This is a genomic window from Granulicatella sp. zg-ZJ, from assembly GCF_010892355.1.
In the GTDB taxonomy this organism is placed as follows: Bacteria; Bacillota; Bacilli; order Lactobacillales; family Aerococcaceae; genus WM01.
In genome coordinates this window covers 1-20,902 of record NZ_WNJY01000003.1, presented here as the reverse complement: position 1 = coordinate 20,902, position 20,902 = coordinate 1, and the positions used below count along the sequence as shown (strand labels likewise).

Here is a 20,902-nt window from a genome sequence, read left to right as displayed (position 1 = left end):
CTTTCTATTCTTTTCTAGCATATAAAAAGAGAGTTTTCACTCTCTATATTGACAATCATTAAATCATGGCAGTGACACACTACTTTATTCTTATCAACAACACAATTTTTGAAAAAAGGCTATTCCCAACGATGTTTTGGATGAATGATTTGATGATGTTCTTCTACGCCACTTTTAGATATAATCAATCCGTGTAAAGCACCATTGTAGACAGCCCCACCGTCGATACCAAACTTACCTTTATGATACCATAAATGTGTATCAAATAAACGACTGTGTAAAGATTGAACAGGTGTGTGCCCAAAAATAATTGGTTTACCAAGCGTGTTTTCTTTTTGATGGAAAGGCTCACGAATCCAAATAAAATCACGTCTAGATGTTTGATGCCAGTCTTCTAAATCAAAATTAACGCCTGCATGCACACAAATACAATAATCTGTTTCGTAATATAAAGGTAATTCCTTAATAAAAGTTATCAACTCAGGGTATCTTGTTTGTATCATAGATGCTGCTTCTTGAGGTGTTTCTTCTTCCAATACACCTTTATAAAGCAATCCCTCAATCGTTGCTTGACCACCATTTCTTAAATACCAATCCATATTTTCTTGAGGATCCCCTAACCATTTTAATAAAATATCCTCATGGTTCCCACTTATGCAAATCGCACCTTTTTTATCAACCAATTCTTTTACTTTTAAAAAACATTCCTTTGTTTTTGGCCCTCTATCTGCCAAATCGCCTAAAAAAACTAATTGTTGCTCCTCTTCATTCCAATACCGTAATAATTTTTCTAATAAATCATATTCTCCATGTATATCTCCAACAATAAATAGCTTTTCTTTCATTTTCACGCCTCCAAACTCGTCAATTTATTATAACACGTTCCATAAAATAAGAGCAATTCTTATTGTGCAATATCGTATCAATTCCTTTTTAAAAATCATCAATAAACGTTTTATGCTGTTATATTAAGCATTTCATTTATTCATGGTATATTTATCCTCTTTTATGACTATCCGTATGACTTTTTCATACACCAATGTCTGTTTTTCTTACAAAGACTTCTTCATAAAATAAAAAAGATAGTATATAGGCTAACCCATATACTATCTTATCTATATATGATTTATTCGTCATTGATTTATATTCTAATAATTTAATAATTAAAAACCTAGTTCTGATAAGGGAATATGACGATAATAATTGTCAACAGCTTGTCGATTATAGACCGTTACATCTTCTGGTAATTGTGACATATTTAACCATATCAATTTTTCGTTTTTTTCTGGTTCGTTAATGGAAAAATCGTATTCATCTTGTGCATGTAATATATAACTAAAATAAAAATAATAATACACTTCATCCTCACTTTTATGATGAATGGTCGTCACTAATTTTAGACGTTCTTTATCAATATCAATATTTAATTCTTCTTTGACTTCTCTTTTAGCTGCTTGCGTTAATGTTTCTTCCTCTTCAACATGTCCACTGGCTCCCATATCATAAAAGCCATCCATAAAACCTGTATTTTGTCGTTTTTGGCATAATACTTTATCATCATAAATAAACATCACAAAGACAGCACTTTTTGTTTTATAACGTTCTTTTGTTCGCATATTATTTTCCTTTTGCATCAATAAAATAAGTATTTCCTGCCGCTTTTTCCAAACGATTCATCAAAGCAATACCCATACCTTTTTTTTCATACACTTGTGCGAGTATGACATCTACATTTGATTTATCAAAATAGCGTAACCCGTCATACAGATGTTTTGATGCACTTTCAACATCTTCAATGCCACCTAAACTATATGTTTGAACGACTTGTTCTTGATAACACTCCACTAAATTTTCATCAGCAAGTATACCAATACGATTATTTTCAGATTGAAAATGACGAATAGCTAAATCCCATAATTCTGGACTTTGAGAATCTACCAAATAAATAGGTTGTCTTGGTGCATAATGTTTATATTTCATTCCCGGAGCCATAGGAATATCCTCTGCTTTTAATATTTTTTCTTCCATATCAAAAACAGGAAATTCATATTTCATTAACTCTTCTTTTGTAATAGCCCCCGGTCTTAAAATAACAATGCCTTTAGGATTTGTTAAATCTACTACTGTTGATTCAATTCCTATTGATGCATTTTCACCATATAAAACCCCTTCAATTTTTCCAAAAAAGTCATCCAAAACATGAGCTGCACGTGTCGGACTTGGTTTCCCTGACGTATTGGCACTTGGTCCTACCAAAGGAAAACCTACTTTATCAATCAATTCTAAAGTCGTAGAATGATTCGGCATACGCAACGCCACCGTTTTTCGACCAGATGAGATAGCAGGTGCAAATACATTTTCTTTAATGTGACAAATGATTGTTAAAGGTCCTGGCCAGAATGTTTCAACTAATCGAGGTAAATATTCTGGAGGATTGACAATATAAGGCGATACATCTTTTGTTGCAACATGAACAATTAAAGGATTATCACTAGGACGTCCCTTTACTTCATAAATACGTTTCACAGCTATTTCATTATTGGCAATCGCTCCCAAACCATACACCGTTTCCGTTGGAAAAGCTACAATATGCCCATTTTGCAACAAACGGACAGCTTCATCTATTTGATCCAATGTAATCAATTCTGTTCTCATATTCTTCTCTCCTCAATGATTAACATTCTATCCAACCCCATATAATCTTTTAATACACTAATGTATTTATCTGGAAAAGATTGTTGAAATAGTTTCTTTAGTTTTTCTGCTTGTTGATACCCGATTTCTAATAATACACAACCATTCTTTGCTAACACAGCAGGTAATTGTTTTGCCAAAACTTCATAAATGGCATAGCCATTATTTTGTGCAAATAATGCAAGATGTGGCTCATATTGTAAAACACTATCATCCATATCACATACTTCATCATGACTAATATAAGGGGGATTACTTACAATCACATCATATTGCTCCGTAACCGAAGAACATACATCACTTTCAAAACAATGTACATCGGCATGTAACTGTTTGGCATTATGTGTTGCCACACATAATGCCTCTTTAGAAATATCAACCATATCAACTAGACTATTCGGTCTTTCTAATTTTATAGTAAGACCGATAATACCCGTTCCTGTCCCAATATCCAATACCTTTATCTGTGCGTCTATCGGCATGCGATTTAATACTTGCTCAACAAGTAATTCCGTTTCCGGACGTGGAATAAGTGTATCTTTTGTCACCATAAACTCTCGTCCATAAAACCATTCTTTGCCAACAATATATTGTAAAGGAACACCTTGTTTTAATTTTTCAAAATCCTTGAAAAACTGCTCTTGTATTGTTTTTGGCACATTATCTTGTAAGTGGTATATCAAATCTGATTTTGTCCAATCTAATCGGTCACATAGTAATCGTTCAACTAAATCAGGTCTATGACTATACTCTAATTGTGCCTTTTTTATGAACGTAGCATAATTAGTTTCCATTATTTAACTCTTCTAATTTTTTCGTTTGATCATATAACACTAATGCATCAACAACTTCATCTAATTTTCCAGATAGAATTTGATCTAGTTTTTGAATCGTTAATCCGATACGATGATCTGTTACACGATTTTGTGGGAAATTGTATGTACGAATACGTTCTGAACGATCTCCTGTTCCGACCGCTGATTTACGATTAGCGTCGTATTCTGATTGTGCTTCTTGTTGTAACTGATCATATACACGAGCACGTAATACTTTCATTGCTTTTTCACGGTTTTTCAACTGAGAACGCTCATCTTGCATAGCAACGACAATACCTGTTGGTAAGTGTGTCAAACGAACAGCAGATGCTGTTTTATTCACGTGCTGTCCACCAGCTCCACTTGCATGATAAATATCCACACGAATATCTTTTTCAGCAATATCCACTTCGACTTCTTCTGCTTCTGGCATGACAACAACTGTCGCTGTAGACGTATGAACACGGCCTTGAGATTCTGTTTCAGGAACACGTTGTACACGATGTGCACCACTTTCATATTTTAACTTGGAATAAACTTTATCTCCTGTAATCATCAATGTGATTTCTTTATAGCCACCAATTCCTGTAATATTAGCGTCCATTACTTCTACGCGCCATCCTTGTGCTACAGCATATTTTTGATACATATTGAATAAACTTCCAGCAAATAATGCTGCTTCATCTCCACCAGCAGCACCACGTATTTCCATAATGATATTTTTTTGATCATTTGGATCACTTGGTAACATCATAATTTTAATATCTTCTTCTAATTTTTCTTTTTCTTTTTTCAAATTAGACAATTCTTCTTTCGCTAATTCAACCATGTCTGCATCTAAATTTTCACCAAGCATTTCTTCTGTATCTGAAATACTTTGTACGACGTCTTTGTAACGTTTATACGTTGCTACTTTTTCACGAAGTCCAGCTTCTTCTTTTGTCAATGCCATAAAACGTTTTGTATCAGCAATAACATCTGGATCACTCATCAATTCAGATAACTCTTCATATCGTATAATTAAACTTTCTAATTGATCAAACATATTTTACTCCTTATTTTCATTTATTGGCGGGTGATGATAATGTTTACGACAAACTGGATAATAAGATTCATTCCCACCTATTTGTATTTGTTCTCCTGTATAAATGGCTTTTCCGTCCACAACACGCATATTCATAATTGCTTTTTTATGACAAAACCAACAAATAGTTTTCATTTCTTCAATTTTATCTGCTTGTAATAATAAATATTGTGACCCTTCAAATAATTCATTTCTAAAGTCATTTTTTAGACCAAATGCCATAACAGGAATATTCAATTCATCAACAATTTTGGCCAGTTGTAAGACATGTTCTTTTTTCAAAAATTGTGCTTCATCAATCAACACACAGTATGGCACAATCTCTAACATTGCAATATAATCAAAAATATTCGTTTCGTCATAAATGGCTACAGCTTCTCGACGCAAGCCGATACGACTAGAAACATATCCGATCTCATCTCGATTATCTATTGCACTCGTCATAATAACAACAGCTTTATTTTGTTCTTCATAATTATGGGCAACTTTTAAAATTTCAATTGTTTTTCCTGAGTTCATTGCACCATATCTAAAAAATAATTGCGCCATATTTATACTCCTTTTCTATATACAACGATTTATTATAGCATAAATCTTTATCGTTTACCGATGTTTTCGTGTAATTTTTGAGAAAATCATAGACCATAGAATAGCTAGAAACGCTCCACTTGAATCTAAAATAACATCTTCTAAAAGTGGTGTACGATTTGGTGTTAAACTTTGATGAAATTCATCAAAACCCGCATAGAATATACATAAAATCAATGCAAGAAAAAAAACAATTTTTCTATCTTTTATATACACTTTCAATCCTTTAAACCAGGCATATCCTAATATAAAAAAACTCATAAAATGAGCAAATTTCCGAATAAAAAATTCAATAAAAGCAATATAGCCATTCGCTTGAATACTTATCTCTTTTCCACCATATAAAAAAGAAATATGACTGAATGTATCTATAAATGGAAAATGAGAGAGTAATTTTTCTAAAGGCGACACTAAACTTTGTTCATGATATGGCTTAGATGACATGTAAAACAAAAATGCCATAATGGTAATGGCAATTCCTATCCATATTTGCCCTTTTCTTTTGTGTGACATATTTCCTCCAAAAAAGACGTTAGGCAATAGCATTGACCTAACGTCACTTTTTTTAATCATTTAACAATTTTGAACGTTCTTTACTCGATAAAAACGGACTACGCTTTGTTAAAATCAGAATTGGGTATTGATACGCTGAAAATAAAACAGACAAAAGCATATATACTTCTAAATAGATAATACTTTGAATGCTAATAAGCGCATAGTTCATTGACATAGACACATAGTACAATCCTACAAACGCAAGGCTACTGCAAACAGTTGCTGTGACAATATTTAACCACACTGATTTCATACGACGATTATTGACCGTTCGATGAATATTTTTTGTGAAAAATCCACAAGCACATAATATCAATGACGCAGCAACAAACATAAATATATTGATTGTCATATCTTGTTTTAAAATAATGCTTGTTAAAATACCCGCGATAACACCATATAAAATACTTACACCATATAAAGCAGAAAAACCATAACGATATATCGTTGTAATAAATGGTAGCATTGCTACCGGAAGTAGTAGTTCCGGTCTAACATAACAAATAATGACGGTTAAAAGCAAAGTCATCATAAGAGCAATGCTTATTTCTTTGATATTTTTGACTGTCACTTGATTCATAGACTAACCTCTTTCTTCTGGTAATCTGTACCCAGACGCTTCCATAATAATTGGTAAAACGATTGGGCGACGTTTTGTTTTATCAAACAAGAATTTACTTAATTCATCACGTACTTCATTACGCAAACGACTCCACTCAAACTCATCTTGTGCCAGATGATTTTCAACTACTTGTCTAACTAATTCTTTACTTTCTTTCATAATATCCATACTATTTTTAAAGTAAACAAATCCACGAGAAATAATTTGAGGCTCAGATAAAATAATACCTAAACGACGAGAAATCGTTAAAACAGCCACTAATACACCGTCTTCAGATAAAATTTTACGATCTCTCAACACTACATTACCAATATCACCTACACCAATACCATCAATTAGGACATTCCCTACTGGAATTTCCCCAGCAATACGCATCGTTTTATCTTGATAATGTAATACATCGCCTTTTTGTAATAAGAATGTTGACTCTGCTGGAATACCTACTTTTTGAGATAGTTCTGCATTTTTCATCATCATTTGATATTCACCTGTTACTGGCACGACATATTTAGGTTTTAATAAATTAACTAAAAGTTGTAAATCATTTGGAGAAGCATGACCTGATACACGTACATTATCAGAAACAGATTTTACACTTGCACCAACTCTATAAATAAAATCTTTCGTACGAGCAACAACAGTTTCCATAGCAACAGACGGGGTAGTGGTGATATACACTAAATCTCCCTCTTTTAAATTCACTTGTGGATGACGTTGTTTTGCCATACGTAGCAATGCGTGAATCGGCTCTCCTTTTTGTCCTGTTTCTAAAATCACAACTTGGTTATCTTCATATTTTTTCAAATCGTTTAATTTGCATAAAATAGATTTATCTGGCAATACCAATTTTTTTAATCGCAAAGCGACATCCATTATTTCGACTAATGAACGTCCTGTTAAAAATACTTTTCTTCCAGACTTATGTGCAGCATCTAATACTTGTTGAACACGTAAAATATTGCTTGCCATACAAGACACCACAATACGTCCACTGGCATTCAAAAATGTATCTAACACATCTGAAGCAACTTCTAATTCGCTACCACTTTCAATATGCGCTGTTGCATTACTTGAATCACTCAATAAAGCAAGTACACCTTCTTGCCCAATCGCAACCAAACGTCTAAAATCTGTTTGATACATCGGCGTTGCACTTTGATCAAAACGGAAATCTCCCGTGTATACAATCGAACCTTCGTCTGTTTTTAATACAATACCTACAGAATCTGGAACAGAGTGCGTCGTTTTAAAGAACGAGATGACTACATGGTCAAATTCAATTTCTGTTTCTTCATCTACTACGTGGAAATCATCTGTTCGACTTAATAAGTTTTGTTCTTTAGCAGCTAATTTTGCAATTTCAATCGTTAATTCTGTCCCAAATACAGGTACTTCAATATTTTGTAAAAGATACGGAAGTGCACCAACCGCATCTGCATGCCCATGTGTTAAGAAAACACCAGCAATTCTATCCACATTTTCTTCTAAATAGGTAAAGTCAGGAATGACAACATCAATCCCTAACATTTCATCTTCTGGGTAAACTAGCCCACAATCCAATACAAATATCGTATCGTTAACTTCAACGACATACATATTTTTACCATTTTCACGTACGCCACCCAATGACATAATTTTTATATCTGACATTTCTTTCTCCTTCATCATTTATATACTCTACTCTTCACTTCATGCCTATACATTATATCATAATATTACATAAATCGCTCATACACAAGACAATTAAATCTTGCACCAGCGATTTCAGAGGTCATGATCTGCTGCGTATTTACAAATGACATTTTTTCATAAAATAATCTAGCAGGCGTGTTTTTATCGACAACATTCAGCATCACTTTAGTATATCCTTTTTCAGTAAGTGCCTCTATTGCAAAATCTATCAGTTTTTTGCCATACTGTTTATTTTGATGGGACGGTAAAATATATAGTGAATAAATTTCTGCTATCGTTTCTACAAAATCCCACCGATTTTTTCCAAAGCCAATCACACCAACAATCTCATGATTTTCTACAGCAACAGCAAAAATTCGTTTTTGACCTTCCATCCCTTTTCTAAATCCGTTCACCCAATAGGTATCAGATAGTGTCTGTAAAAATTTTTGAGATAAAATCCCTTTATAAGCACTTTTCCAAGTCGTAGCATGTACTTTACTCATCTCTTCTATATCATCTAATGTTGCCCACCTAATCATTTCTTTCTCCTTATTCTTATTTATTGAAAAAGAGCGAATAGAATAGGCTATTCACTCTCATTTTTTATCTTTATCACGATATGATGTTTCTTTAAACAAAATCGGATTTTTTAAATCTAATAAATTCAAGTAATCAATGAGTAAAAACTCGCCGACAATCGTTAAAGCTAAAATCACATACACGTCAACTTCAACATCAGCTAATGTTAACATCAATGCTATAACAGCAAAAATAAAACCAATACCATACATAGACATCACTGCACGTGCATGAGGTTTCCCTTTCATCATAAAACAATGATGCATATGTTTTCTATCTGCTTTTGTGACAGATTGTCCTTTTAAAAAACGTCTTAAAATAGCCATTGTCGTATCTGTTAATGGAACACCTAAAATCACAATCGGCGTAATAATTGCGACAATCCCTGGTCTTTGTATCCCCATTAAACAAAAAACAGAGAGCATAAACCCAATAAATAAGACGCCTGTATCTCCAATAAAAATCCGAGCAGGATGAAAATTATGTGGTAAAAAACCTAATAATGTTGCCACAAGCAAGAGAACCATCATTGTCAAAATAAAAACACTTACTGGAGAAAATAAATAACTAATAAACCCTAAAGTACTCAATGCAATAATGGACACACCCGTTGATAAGCCATCTAATCCATCAATCAAGTTCAAGGCATTTGTAATATAGTAAATCCACACAACAGTGGCAATGTATCCGACAATATCTGCCGTTAAATTGTCTCCAAAAATCTGTTCAAATAATCCATATATTCTAAAGTTGGTCGTCCAATACACAATAGTAGCTGCAATAATAATGCCAAGTGATTTCTGCAAAGGAGAGATATCATATCTATCATCAATAATACCTGTCACAAAAATGACTAAAGATGCAAAAAATAATGGCACTTGTTCTCTAACAACTAATCTAAACATAACCGTTAACAAAAAAACAGCTAACCAATACACAATAAAGATAACAACACCACCCATTGTAATAATTGGTCGATTGTGTACCTTTCTCTCATTCGGCACATCTAAAAAGCCTTTTTTAGTCGCCCACTTGCACCATATATGTGTGCCAATATACGACATAATCATGGTTGCTATAAACATTAGCACAAAGCCCATTTGAAAACTCACCGGATGTGCCTCCTTCCAAAAGTTGTTAGTAACATTATACTCTACTGTTGATTTTTTCACAACGTACTATATTAAAATAAATTATATAATTAAATTAGCCAGTAGTACAAAAAAAGCATCTCATAGGATATACTTTTCATAACCACAAAAAAAGGATACCAAGAGATGCAAGAATACTATAACACAAAAGGCACAAAACGATTATCATCGTTTGCGTTTAGCCATAGGTAGAACAGATACGTGGACGGTAGAAAAAGAAGCCCTCATCAGAGAAAAAATCATGGATAAATATTCCCCTGAAATGATTAGTCAACTACCTGATATGCCCTCTTGTACAACGATTTACACATGGGTATACAAAGGATGGATTACAGGTATTTCGCGTAAACATTTACTTTATCCTAGAAAACATAAACCGATAACATCAACTGAAAAACGACCACCAAGAAAGGCTAATGTACTCTCTATCGAACAGCGAACACAAGAGATTAACGAGAGAAAAGAAATTGGGCATTTTGAAATAGATTTAGTGATTTTAAACAAGAAACGTAGACAACAATTATTGACATTAACAGACAGAAAAACACGCTATGAAATCATTCGTCTGATTCCTGATAAAACGGCTCAAAGTGTGAATACCACTTTGACGTCTATTCAACAAGACTATTTCATCCAGTCTCTAACAGCACACAACGGTTCTGAATTTTTAAGATTAGACGAAGCCATCACTTGTCCTATTTATGACGCACATCCATTCTCTTCTTATGAACGCGATACTAACAAAAGGCCATATATTAAATGGTGTTGGTGACCAAAATTAAGCGATGTTATGAACCGACAACGAAGATTTTTCTTCGCTATCGGTTTTCTTATTTTTAAACAAATGATTAACGATTCATATTCTAGCTCTTAAATTGTAAAAGTTACGATACCTCTCAAAACGCTTAATATTTTTAATGCACTTATTAATCTTTTCAATTGGAAGCCAGCAACACCAATTATTATAGAATCCAAACGATACCATATAGTGCTTTCAATTTTTAACTTTTGGAATAGCCTCTTTTGATAATCAATAAAATAAACATTATCTAAAAAATCTCGTCATCACACTCATAAAGACAATGATATAAACAGACAGCAACAATAAAATAATGAATGTTTGTAAATGAAACCCATTGTATTTTATTTTAGTAAATGTTGCTTGATCTATTTCTACGCCATTCACAATAATTGTTGTTTCTTTTTGGCGTGCTTTTGTCACTTTAAATAAATCACCTATATTGCCTTTATACTCTATATAGTACGCACTGCCTTTTTTTAAAGTCACATCTGTCATATCTAAATAAAATTTAGATAAAACAACTTTTCCTCCTGTTGGAGTTGATTTGTTTAATTCAAACTCTCCTGATTTTATGACTTTATTAGACTCTACTTCTACAAGTGACCACTTAACTTTACTAGATGTATCATGAGAAAATTCTTTAATTGCAACTTCAATTTCAGAAATGGTTGAATCCTCTGGAACAAAATATTGTTTCAATGTCATTTGTTCATCTAAATTACCTAAAACTTCCGCTTTCAAATTAGGATCTGTGTTGTATAAACTTCTAAAGACACTTTGAGAAGAATACCAAAACAATCCACAAATAATGATAACGGTCATTATGATGTATTGAATATGTTTTTTCATATTTTTACGCTCTTTTCTTAACCTTTATCTTAATAAGCATTTTTGTATGCTTGGGCAACTTCGTGCGTTGGTCCTTCCATTTTCACAACGCCATGTTCTAACCACACCGCTCTATTACACAACATTTCCACTTGTTCAATACTATGCGACACAAATAAAATCGTCGTATTCGCTTCAATCATTTTACGAATTCTTTGTTCGCATTTTTGTTGAAATCTAAAGTCACCTACCGAAAGCACTTCATCAACAATAAGAATATCCGGTGTACCAATAGTTGCAATAGCAAACGCTAAACGTGCTAGCATTCCTGATGAAAAATTTTTAATCGGAACATCCATAAAATCATGTAATTCCGAAAAATCAACGATATCATCGTAATAATACATCATTTGTTTTCTCGAGTATCCTAAAATTGCTCCATTTAAAAAGATATTTTCTTTAGCTGTTAAATCAAAATCAAACCCTGCACCTAATTCAATCAATGGTGCAATCGTCCCATAAATTTTTTTGGTTCCTTTAGTTGGTTTTAAAACACCTGCAATCACTTTTAATAACGTACTTTTCCCACTACCATTTAACCCAATCAGTCCAACAGCATCACCTTTATTAACGGTTAACGATACGCCTTTTAATGCCCAAAAGTCGTCTGTTGCAATTTGTCCTTTTATTTTTTTTATAATCATCTCTTTTAAATTATCCAATCTTTCCCTAGAAAGACTAAATTTGATTTCCACATTATCAACTTCTATCATCGTTGACATATAATCACCTCTTTTCAAATATGTAAACTAAATATTCAAAATAAATGTATCTTGTAATTTATAGAATACTCGTAATCCAATACCCAACGTTACAAAACAAACAACAACTGTGTATAATAACATCATTGGATCAGGAAACACTCCATATAAAGTCACATCTCTGAAAAAAACTAAAATCTGTGTTAATGGATTGTATTTAACAAAAGGTAATATAAATGATGGTAAAATAGACATATTATAAATAACAGGCATTAAATATAATAAAACTGTTAATAAAACGCTGTAAAGGTGGATAATATCTCTGAATTTCACAACAAAACTTGATAAAAACAAGCCTACTCCTAACGAAAATACTGTTAATAAGCCGATCGGAATGAATACAAAAAATATAGTAGAATGAAACTCTGCTTTTGTAATCATCATGACAATAATCAATGCACATAAAGATGATAAAATATTGATTAAACTTGATAATATTTTAGATACCGTAAACAAGTATTTAGGAATATATATTTTTCTTATCAACGCTGCATTAGAAATAATAGATGACATAGCCAAAGAGGTCGATTCAGAAAAGAAGTTAAAGACTAGTTGTCCACTTAAAACGTACAACGGGTAATTTTCAATATCAAATCTGAATAGTTGCGCAAATACAACAGACATCACTGCCATCATCATTAAAGGATTTAGAAGTGTCCAAAAAACTCCTAAAACAGATTTTCTATACCGTAATTTCACATCTCGCATTATCAATTCCCATAATAACGGAAGATATTTTTTTAATGTTATTAAACTATTTTTCATAACGATTAACCTTTCTTAACACTAAGAAATCATACATCTAAATTGTTAGCACCTTTAAGTGAAACAGTTTTGATAATACTACTACCTATTTTTCATCATCTATTACGCATTTTTCCATAAAATTCTCGAAGATGCATTTTCATTTTCGGTGGTAAGACTTTTCTCAACACTTTTTTTATCAACGCTTTAGTGAATACAACAATGCCCCCTTTAGAAGCCATACGATAACACATTTCTTCTCTCATTTTTGGATAGTATGGACCTACACCGGCGCCTAAAATACCAAGATTATAACCTCTTAAATAATGTTTTAAGTTACCATATTCAATCGCAGCAAATTTATCCGTCATACCAATGGCAGGATAGTAACCAGACTGTTGAACAATGAATGGATAAATTCTTTCAACAGCATGTAGTAGTGTACCATCTATTTTATTTGGCTCTTCTGGAAAATCTGTGTATTCCCAATCTTTGTCAAATAATGGTTTCATTGCTTTAGGTCTAAACCAAAACATCGTGCCAAATGGTGCAACTGGTGGCTTGTCAGAACTAATTGGTACTGTCAACTGTAGTTCTTTAGCCAACTCTTTTGTAATATCGTAATTAGGCCCCCACTCTGCTCCCAATGTTGGAAAGAAAATGGCGTGGTTAGGTTCAGGTGGTGTTAACAACCCTAATCTACTATTTGATTCAAATGTTTCAATCACTTCACAAACAAATCTTTGAGAACCTAATGTATTCTCAAAACATTTATAGGCAAAGCCAGCTCCTCTAATGGTTGGTGTTACTTGAGCTGTTTTTTTATCATGTGCAAAACATACATAATCATAATCCATGATGACATCTTTGACACCAACGAGCAAACTGCTCACATCTCTTCCTCTGTTTTCAATCAATCGTACATCAAGATGAGCAAATTTTGAATGTTTGAATTTTTCTTGTATCAAAATTTGTTTTTCACGTGTGTTAGTTGTTAAGTAAATATGTGCTTCTTTTGGCATTACACTCACTTTTTCAAACGTATCATCAAGTAAATCCATAAAATATACATGCATGACTAATGCGATTTTTCTTGTTGCTAGAATATGAGAAATATCTTTTTTTCCATTCTTTTGTAAAATGTATACTAAATTCATATTCTTTACAATATCTGCTTGAGGATAAGATTTCAAAATTGTATCCCATATATAATCTACTGGATACTGTGTATGATTGTCTAAATAATCATACAACTCACTCGTTTGCTCTCCAGTCGTATTGTCTAAATAATCATCAATGTTATGGAAAAAACTTCTCTTTTTAAAAATAGGACATCTATATTGTTTGATCAAAAGTTTAGGACACATCAATAATGGATAACCTGTAAACTCTCTTAAATCATCACATTGAACAGATACATCCCATTTAAAACCTAAATCGCTAAAATGCTTCGTAAAAATAGCCTCATGTTTTCCAACAGCTTCGCTATAACTATTTATCATTGGCATTTTAGACCAATATTGATAAAATTCTTCACTATTTATCATAGGTTTCCTAATCGCAATAAAATGCGATTGGATATGATCTGGTATATAACCATATTTGATACAACCGAATGGATCTGCATCATATTTAAAGAATTTTGTTAATCCCCAAAAATCAAGATCCATACAATTCATTTTATCAAATGTTTCTTTGAATGAATATATTGGTCCCATGATGGTACTATTTAGAAGAACAATTTCGTCATATGTTTTTAATGTTTCCCAACCAACATACTCTAATGCAGATTTATATGCCCAAACATCAAATCCTTTATTTTCTCTAACAAGAATATCTCCATATTGATGTAATATGTGTGAGCCTTTATCAGTCAATTTACCATTAACAACAATCACAGTTCTGTCTAAACTCTTATTCAAGTCTTTTAAAAAATATGGAATATAGTCATCGACATCTCCATGTTTATCAAAGAAAAAATATATACCTAATCTTTTTATATTTTCTGTTAAAATCATATTTATTCCCTTCTACAAAGAATTTCATCAATTATTTATTAAAAATTTTCTTATTGATTATACTATCTAATTTATAAACACTCATTGAGGCAATACCTATTAGGACAAGACAAACAAAAAAGAATGCGTAACTTTTCTTTAGACCAATTAAATCTAAGTTAATTCTACTCATAAAACTGTCGATAATGACATGATGTACTAAAAAGATTGCATAAGAATATTTACATAGAAAAGCACTGACTGACACTGTGTATTTATTTTTAACTTTTTCAGATACATACACCAGTATCAAGAAAGAACTAATTCCTATCAATGTTATTTTAAATATTTGATCTATCTGTATTGAAAACAGTGTTCCTGAAAAGAATACACATAATGAGCCTATCAACGTTATGACAGACACTTTCTTCATGTATTTAACGAAATACATTCCAAACAGAACCTCTGGCAAACGCAGTAATAAGAATTTTTCTTTATGAAATGGAATATGATAGTTAAAAACTAAAAAAATATATACCATTAAAGAAATTACTGCAAAAGATTTAGGATACTCTGTCACACCTTTTCTCAAAAGTGGAAAAATAATATAGAGTAAAATAATAAACCCTAAAAACCACTCACCCACTAAATAAAAAGTTGGAACGACTTCACTTAAATACCCGTCCATACCTATCAAAGTAAATAAAATATTTTTTCTAGGAATAATACCAGAAGAAAAAGCTCGATACCCTAATGGTAAGACGAAAAACACCATACTATACACTAAATAAAACATAGGAAAAAGCGTAAGCAGTCGCTTTTTATAAAAAGTTTTTAAACAAATAGAATCATTATATGTATACATCAATGCTGCGCCTGATATGATTAAAAACAATGACACACCCCAACTACCGATGGGAATACCTCCAACCATATATGTAAAAACTGTTTTTTCAGGGAGTTGTACTGCTCGATAAAAAAACACAGCATTATAATGTGTTAGCACAATACTTATGACTGCTACTGCTCTTATAAAATCAAGATAAAATAGTCTTTTTTTCAAAGTAATCACCTATTTTCTATAATTTTATAATAATGATGCCATTATATTCGATGATACTTTCATCACTCGGCCAAGATGTCATGTTTTGAGAGATTTTTTCTGCTATGTCAATTTGCTTTTGAGAAGGACTTTTAAAATTGATACCAATCGTTCTTAAATAATTCTCCATCACAAATGTACCATGCAATGTTGAAAATGATACGGAGAAAAATGATCGACCCGTTAATTCTAACGCACTCTCTGGATACGTTGATTCGTTTAGCGATGCTGATCTATATCCCACAAAAACAACGGGTTTTGTATACGCATCTTTTCCGAATTTTTCTTCAAGACGATTTGACAACTTCGTTGCCAACATAACATCTTCTTGATATTTTACATATTCTGTATAGTAAATTCTAGCCGATGTATTGGCTTGATTGATTGCAACAAGCCCTGTCAAAACCACAACTGCTGTTTTTAAAACATCATACTTTTTAATATTTTGTAATTGATCTATATTATAATAAACTAAAAATCCACACACAAAGGGAATTGTCAACTCTGAACGTGCTGAAAGACTTTGCCCTAATATGAACGTTAATAAAAAAGGACAAACAAACACACCAAAAATAGAGAGTATATAAACAAAATAACCTTTTTGATGATTTTTGTATTTTAATGCCACAAATAAGCATGTAATTAACATAGAAATGAACAATGTATATGAATAAAAAATTCGTCCTCCAAATAAAACAACACCTATATGCGATAAGATGCTTTTAATCACAGTTAATTTATTTGCATGAGCCCATAAATATTGCTCTGTAATATACGCTGTTTTGTGAATGCCTAATACACTCAATACGATTTTTTCTGTTATTGCACATAATAGAACGCCCCCCACAAATACTAGTAGGATTTTTCCGACAATCATCAAGTACCCTTTGGTATCGTACTTTTCTGAACGTGTGAATCTGTCATAAAAAACAACAAATCCACACACGGATCCAGTAAAGGTAATAAGCAATAACGCTTGATAAACAGATTGTAAAAAGGCAATAGATACAACAGATGCAATCAGATACGCTATATTTTTCTTCATAATGCCTTTATAGATACACAGAACAGTTATCGCACTGATGCTTAATGAAAGAGATACCTCATATGACTGTAATAAGAAAGCTGATTGCTCGGCAAAAACAGGCGATGTTAAACAAATAACTGGAAACACCCATCTATATTGTTTTTTCATGTCTAAATCATCTTGAATATAGCCAATCACATATATCCACAGAAGACTTGCCACAAATAAACTTGTTATCATCATAAATGAGGCAATATACGGATTAAAGTCATACGTTCCTATTAGCCATTTCATAAACACTAATCCATATCTTCCCATTGAAATCCATGCTTCATACTGAGAATCTCGCACAGAAATAATTGCCTCTGTATCATGAGAAATCACGATATTAAATATTTTTATGCCATAAGTTAACAAAAGAAAGAATAGAACAACGATGATATTCATCATATTATTTCTTAAGAATGATTCAATCCGCCCTTTCTTCATGTTACACCTTCTTTACTTTTGACATAATTCGGTTAATTTTTGTAGGATCCCCCCATACACCTGATGAATCATATTCTCTATCTGGGAATGCCCCATACTGTAATTTTATATCTAAATTATTTTCTGCAATGTATTCTTCTACTTTATCTGCAAGGGATACCGGATTCCCTGTACAACAGTTAATAACACCTAATACTTCATTTTGTAAAGAAGCCTCTGCGATTTGATTGGCTAACTCTGTCACACTGATAAAATCATATTTGTTTTTACCACTTGTGAAAGGAAACTCTTTAGCACCTTCCATTGCTTTTTGAGTCAATTTAGAGAATACGGAGTTGTTTTTTAAATCGTCTCCTAAAATATAGTAGGCACGCAACCATGTCACATCAACTGTATCTTTTTTAGCGACATTCAACATTTGTCTTAAACTATTTTTAGCAATACCGTATAGAGAAATTGGATTTGTTGGTGTATCTTCTTTGATAGCACCTTCAAAGTAACCTACTTCATGCATCGTACCCATAACACTTAATCTAGGTAATCCACCATCAATTAAATGTTTTAAGAAAATGTAGTGATCATATAAATCTGCGATATGCGTATCTGCATTATGAATAAATCCATTTCTCCAAGCTAAATGAATGACAATATCAGGTCTATCTAATTCATCATAAATATGCTCATTTCTTGAGAATAATTGAACATCACATTTTTTAGCACGATCATCAATATCGTCAAATCTTAAATCAGATGCATAAACGTCATGCCCTTTATCTAAAAGAGCTTTTACTACATGTCTACCTAAATATCCATTCGCCCCTGTTACCAGTACTTTCTTTTTATCCATATTACTATCAAACTCTCTTTTCTTATCTAAATATTTTTCTACTGCTTCTTTCCAGCTTATCATACTAAATCCCATTTTTTTCAATTTTTCCGTACTCATTGTTGTATTCAATGGTCTTTCTGCTTTTGTTTTATATTCAGTAGATAACACTTTTTCGACTTTTATGTTTAGTCCTAAATAATCAAAGACGTAATCAGCAAATTCTGCCCAAGTACATGCCTCATCACAGCAGGCGTGATAAATACCATATGTATTTGTTTTTACAATGAAATCAATCGCACGAACTAGTTCAGCCGCACTTGTTGGACTACCTTTTTGATCATTTACAACTTGTATACTTTTTTGTCTTTTTGATAAATTCAGCATTGTATTAACAAAGTTATGTCCTTCTCCAAATAACCATGATGTTCTAATCACATAATGTCTATCAACAGTTTGTAACACAACTTGTTCACTTTCTGCTTTTGTAATACCATAAAAATTTTTAGGGTTAGTCATATCTTCTTCAACATAAGGTTCTTGCTTTAATCCGTCAAAAACATAATCTGTTGAAATATGAACAAAGACCGCTCCTATTTCTTGTGTTGCTTGTGCCAAATATTTTGTACCTTCAACATTTATAGCAAAAGCTTTTTCTTTATCATCTTCACATCTATCAACAGCAGTATAAGCTGCTGCATTGATGACCATATTCGGCCGATTCTTTTTAATATAACTTTGCACATCTTTCCTAACTGTGATGTCTAGCTCGTCTATATCCGTATATAGTAGTTCAACATCTGGAACCAATCTATAAAATTTGATTAGTTCTTTTCCTAGTTGGCCATGTGCACCTGTAATCATTATTTTCATCATTTATCACCCTTAACCAAAATAGCATAATACTTTCAATTTAATCACTTATCTCTTTCCACATATTTATAACTGACTCTTTCCAAGTTGGAATATAAAACGACAGATTTTCTGACTTAGAAATATCTAAAATAGGAAATTCGTCGTCATGAGCGTTCTCACTATTTACAATTTCTACTGACATATTTCTCATACTTAAATACGTTTGTACCAACTCGTCTTTTTTACAAAGTTCTCTATTAGCAAAATGATACACACCATAATCAGCACCATTTTTAACAAGAAACACCATAAATTCAACCACTGATTTACTCCATGTATATTGTTGTACAGTATTTGGCAAGTCTATAAATACTTCTCTTGGCTCAGTTGACTCAAAAGATAAATCTTGAAAAAGAGGATCATACTCTCCAAATACTGTGGATGTTCTGATAATATAAGCACACTCTACTAATTCTCTTACAGCTAACTCACCTTCATAAGCAAGCATACCACTTTTACACTGTGGATTAGGCATATCATCTACCAAATACGGTATCTCTTTTTGCCCATCAAAAACAAAAGACGAACTCAAATATACCATTTTTGCACCTATACGACTAGCAGCACTTGCAATATATCTTGTTGTATCAATATGGTATGATTCACTATATTGTAGATGATTTATTAATATATCGTCACACGTATATTCAGTACAATGATAAATAATTTCTGGTTTTAAATCTTCAATAAACTGATTTACTAAAATTTCATTTGTTGCATCAAAATTTATTTTATCCGTTGCTAGAAACTCAATTTTTCTCTCACGAAAATAATTCTGTAATTCCTTTCCTATTTGACTTTCCGAATCCGTAATCAAAATAGTCATATTCCGTCTCCTTCATGTGATGTTATTTAAAAATAACCTTAGAAAATATAAAGTTTAAAATTAACACAATAATATTGACAAACAATTTAGAATACATCAATGAGTATAACAATACCTCAGCTAATAACCATACTCCCACTAATTCAACAATAATTGTAATCACTCTTGCAGAAAAGAATTTTCCTAATTCCTGACATATTTGTTTTGTTGTTTGTGCTTTCGAATAAAAAACATACTTTGCATTCACAAAATAAGCAAATAAAATAGATAAAACAATGGATAAAAAGTTAGACAAAATCAATGGTAAGACCGTATAAGTTTTAAATACCCATAAAGACAGAAAATTAACACCTGTCGTCAATGCGCCAAAGAAAATGTATTTAACCATGTAATGATTGGCTATATTTCTAATTGTATGTCACTCCTTTGATGAATCGATATTCTTTCACATATTGAAAAAACATCTCATTTTCTATATCCTTATTTGGTAACAGCCTAACTGTAATCAAAATACATTATACACTATTTCTATATCTACCAAAAGTACTTTGTATTGATGAATTTAAGTCTGTGACATCTCATTTAGGGAAGATGAGTTTTATCTGTATAGACGGGCTGACGCATCGTATTATTGATGTGTTACCTAGTCGCCAATTAGACCATTTAATCACTTATTTTAAACAATTTTCTAAAAAAGCAAGACATAGCGTTCGCTATCTTGTTATGGATATGAATGCCAATTATGGCAAACTTATTCGGAAGT

General features: G+C 32.1%; 22 protein-coding genes. 2 read left to right on the top strand and 20 right to left on the bottom strand.

Annotated elements, in window-relative coordinates:
- Positions 1-119: 119 nt before the first annotated feature.
- From GMA11_RS01445 to GMA11_RS01395, 11 genes are all read right to left on the bottom strand, one after another.
- Positions 120-845 carry a metallophosphoesterase family protein gene (locus GMA11_RS01445; protein ID WP_163545434.1) on the bottom strand — a complete coding sequence of 242 codons (726 nt, stop codon included), beginning with the start codon at positions 843-845 and terminating at the stop codon, positions 120-122.
- Between the two features lie 318 nt (positions 846-1,163).
- Complete coding sequence (locus GMA11_RS01440; protein WP_163545433.1) at positions 1,164-1,616, bottom strand: NUDIX domain-containing protein; 453 nt, start codon at positions 1,614-1,616, stop codon at positions 1,164-1,166.
- A gap of 1 nt (position 1,617) precedes the next feature.
- The gene (locus GMA11_RS01435) at positions 1,618-2,655 is read right to left on the bottom strand and encodes an L-threonylcarbamoyladenylate synthase (RefSeq protein ID WP_163545432.1); all 1,038 of its coding nucleotides are present in this window, start codon (positions 2,653-2,655) and stop codon (positions 1,618-1,620) included.
- Positions 2,652-3,488 carry a peptide chain release factor N(5)-glutamine methyltransferase gene (gene prmC / locus GMA11_RS01430; protein WP_163545431.1) on the bottom strand — a complete coding sequence of 279 codons (837 nt, stop codon included), beginning with the start codon at positions 3,486-3,488 and terminating at the stop codon, positions 2,652-2,654. The genes GMA11_RS01435 and prmC overlap by 4 nt, the downstream gene beginning before the upstream one ends.
- On the bottom strand, positions 3,478-4,554 hold the full coding sequence (prfA, locus tag GMA11_RS01425; RefSeq protein WP_163545430.1) for a peptide chain release factor 1: 1,077 nt from the start codon (positions 4,552-4,554) through the stop codon (positions 3,478-3,480). The genes prmC and prfA overlap by 11 nt, the downstream gene beginning before the upstream one ends.
- Before the next feature lie 3 nt (positions 4,555-4,557).
- Positions 4,558-5,142: a thymidine kinase gene (locus GMA11_RS01420; protein WP_163545429.1), complete on the bottom strand. Its 585-nt coding sequence runs from the start codon at positions 5,140-5,142 to the stop codon at positions 4,558-4,560.
- A 54-nt stretch (positions 5,143-5,196) separates the two neighbouring features.
- Positions 5,197-5,694: a VanZ family protein gene (locus tag GMA11_RS01415; RefSeq protein ID WP_163545428.1), complete on the bottom strand. Its 498-nt coding sequence runs from the start codon at positions 5,692-5,694 to the stop codon at positions 5,197-5,199.
- Positions 5,695-5,746: 52 nt separating this feature from the next.
- Positions 5,747-6,316, bottom strand: a complete 570-nt coding sequence (locus GMA11_RS01410; protein ID WP_163545427.1) for a hypothetical protein — start codon at positions 6,314-6,316, stop codon at positions 5,747-5,749.
- Positions 6,317-6,319: 3 nt separating this feature from the next.
- A complete protein-coding gene (locus GMA11_RS01405; RefSeq protein ID WP_163545426.1) occupies positions 6,320-8,008 on the bottom strand; it encodes a ribonuclease J in 1,689 nt (562 codons plus the stop codon).
- Positions 8,009-8,073: 65 nt separating this feature from the next.
- Positions 8,074-8,571, bottom strand: a complete 498-nt coding sequence (locus tag GMA11_RS01400; protein WP_163545425.1) for a GNAT family N-acetyltransferase — start codon at positions 8,569-8,571, stop codon at positions 8,074-8,076.
- Between the two features lie 57 nt (positions 8,572-8,628).
- Positions 8,629-9,723: an MraY family glycosyltransferase gene (locus GMA11_RS01395; RefSeq protein WP_163545424.1), complete on the bottom strand. Its 1,095-nt coding sequence runs from the start codon at positions 9,721-9,723 to the stop codon at positions 8,629-8,631.
- 178 nt (positions 9,724-9,901) lie between these two features.
- Between GMA11_RS01395 and GMA11_RS01390 the strand changes: the two genes are divergently transcribed.
- Entirely contained in the window at positions 9,902-10,534 is a 633-nt protein-coding gene (locus tag GMA11_RS01390; RefSeq protein WP_370516563.1) for an IS30 family transposase, read from the top strand.
- A 273-nt stretch (positions 10,535-10,807) separates the two neighbouring features.
- On the opposite strand, the gene GMA11_RS01385 is transcribed toward GMA11_RS01390, so the two are convergent.
- The 9 genes from GMA11_RS01385 to GMA11_RS01345 all read right to left on the bottom strand — a co-directional run bounded on the left by GMA11_RS01385 (position 10,808) and on the right by GMA11_RS01345 (position 20,527).
- Positions 10,808-11,413 (bottom strand): hypothetical protein, encoded by a 606-nt coding sequence (locus GMA11_RS01385; protein WP_163545422.1) that lies wholly within the window; start codon positions 11,411-11,413, stop codon positions 10,808-10,810.
- Between the two features lie 29 nt (positions 11,414-11,442).
- The gene (locus GMA11_RS01380; RefSeq protein WP_163545421.1) at positions 11,443-12,174 is read right to left on the bottom strand and encodes an ABC transporter ATP-binding protein; all 732 of its coding nucleotides are present in this window, start codon (positions 12,172-12,174) and stop codon (positions 11,443-11,445) included.
- 27 nt (positions 12,175-12,201) lie between these two features.
- Positions 12,202-12,978, bottom strand: coding sequence for an ABC transporter permease (locus GMA11_RS01375; RefSeq protein WP_163545420.1), 777 nt, complete (start codon positions 12,976-12,978; stop codon positions 12,202-12,204).
- A 95-nt stretch (positions 12,979-13,073) separates the two neighbouring features.
- On the bottom strand, positions 13,074-14,975 hold the full coding sequence (locus GMA11_RS01370) for a rhamnan synthesis F family protein (protein WP_163545419.1): 1,902 nt from the start codon (positions 14,973-14,975) through the stop codon (positions 13,074-13,076).
- Between the two features lie 31 nt (positions 14,976-15,006).
- Complete coding sequence (locus GMA11_RS01365; protein WP_163545418.1) at positions 15,007-16,017, bottom strand: acyltransferase; 1,011 nt, start codon at positions 16,015-16,017, stop codon at positions 15,007-15,009.
- Between the two features lie 16 nt (positions 16,018-16,033).
- Positions 16,034-17,572 (bottom strand): glucosyltransferase domain-containing protein, encoded by a 1,539-nt coding sequence (locus GMA11_RS01360; protein ID WP_163545417.1) that lies wholly within the window; start codon positions 17,570-17,572, stop codon positions 16,034-16,036.
- Position 17,573: 1 nt separating this feature from the next.
- Positions 17,574-19,271 (bottom strand): dTDP-4-dehydrorhamnose reductase, encoded by a 1,698-nt coding sequence (gene rfbD / locus GMA11_RS01355; protein ID WP_163545416.1) that lies wholly within the window; start codon positions 19,269-19,271, stop codon positions 17,574-17,576.
- A gap of 40 nt (positions 19,272-19,311) precedes the next feature.
- Complete coding sequence (locus GMA11_RS01350) at positions 19,312-20,139, bottom strand: sugar nucleotide-binding protein (protein ID WP_163545415.1); 828 nt, start codon at positions 20,137-20,139, stop codon at positions 19,312-19,314.
- Between the two features lie 22 nt (positions 20,140-20,161).
- Positions 20,162-20,527: a GtrA family protein gene (locus GMA11_RS01345; protein ID WP_163545414.1), complete on the bottom strand. Its 366-nt coding sequence runs from the start codon at positions 20,525-20,527 to the stop codon at positions 20,162-20,164.
- Positions 20,528-20,601: 74 nt separating this feature from the next.
- Here GMA11_RS01345 and GMA11_RS09485 point away from each other — a divergent pair.
- Positions 20,602-20,902: transposase (locus GMA11_RS09485; protein ID WP_370516562.1), on the top strand; the 301-nt coding region annotated here is incomplete at its 3' end.

Coding starts and splice junctions, on each gene's coding strand:
- GMA11_RS01400 (WP_163545425.1), bottom strand. CDS start 8,571: ATGATTAGGTGGGCAACATTAGATGATATAGAAGAGATGAGTAAAGTA.
- rfbD (WP_163545416.1), bottom strand. CDS start 19,271: ATGAAAATAATGATTACAGGTGCACATGGCCAACTAGGAAAAGAACTA.
- GMA11_RS01380 (WP_163545421.1), bottom strand. CDS start 12,174: ATGTCAACGATGATAGAAGTTGATAATGTGGAAATCAAATTTAGTCTT.
- GMA11_RS01405 (WP_163545426.1), bottom strand. CDS start 8,008: ATGTCAGATATAAAAATTATGTCATTGGGTGGCGTACGTGAAAATGGT.
- prfA (WP_163545430.1), bottom strand. CDS start 4,554: ATGTTTGATCAATTAGAAAGTTTAATTATACGATATGAAGAGTTATCT.
- GMA11_RS01415 (WP_163545428.1), bottom strand. CDS start 5,694: ATGTCACACAAAAGAAAAGGGCAAATATGGATAGGAATTGCCATTACC.
- GMA11_RS01345 (WP_163545414.1), bottom strand. CDS start 20,527: ATGGTTAAATACATTTTCTTTGGCGCATTGACGACAGGTGTTAATTTT.
- prmC (WP_163545431.1), bottom strand. CDS start 3,488: ATGGAAACTAATTATGCTACGTTCATAAAAAAGGCACAATTAGAGTAT.
- GMA11_RS01370 (WP_163545419.1), bottom strand. CDS start 14,975: ATGATTTTAACAGAAAATATAAAAAGATTAGGTATATATTTTTTCTTT.
- GMA11_RS01350 (WP_163545415.1), bottom strand. CDS start 20,139: ATGACTATTTTGATTACGGATTCGGAAAGTCAAATAGGAAAGGAATTA.
- GMA11_RS01375 (WP_163545420.1), bottom strand. CDS start 12,978: ATGAAAAATAGTTTAATAACATTAAAAAAATATCTTCCGTTATTATGG.
- GMA11_RS01360 (WP_163545417.1), bottom strand. CDS start 17,572: ATGAAGAAAGGGCGGATTGAATCATTCTTAAGAAATAATATGATGAAT.
- GMA11_RS01440 (WP_163545433.1), bottom strand. CDS start 1,616: ATGCGAACAAAAGAACGTTATAAAACAAAAAGTGCTGTCTTTGTGATG.
- GMA11_RS01420 (WP_163545429.1), bottom strand. CDS start 5,142: ATGGCGCAATTATTTTTTAGATATGGTGCAATGAACTCAGGAAAAACA.
- GMA11_RS01385 (WP_163545422.1), bottom strand. CDS start 11,413: ATGAAAAAACATATTCAATACATCATAATGACCGTTATCATTATTTGT.
- GMA11_RS01445 (WP_163545434.1), bottom strand. CDS start 845: ATGAAAGAAAAGCTATTTATTGTTGGAGATATACATGGAGAATATGAT.
- GMA11_RS01435 (WP_163545432.1), bottom strand. CDS start 2,655: ATGAGAACAGAATTGATTACATTGGATCAAATAGATGAAGCTGTCCGT.
- GMA11_RS01410 (WP_163545427.1), bottom strand. CDS start 6,316: ATGAATCAAGTGACAGTCAAAAATATCAAAGAAATAAGCATTGCTCTT.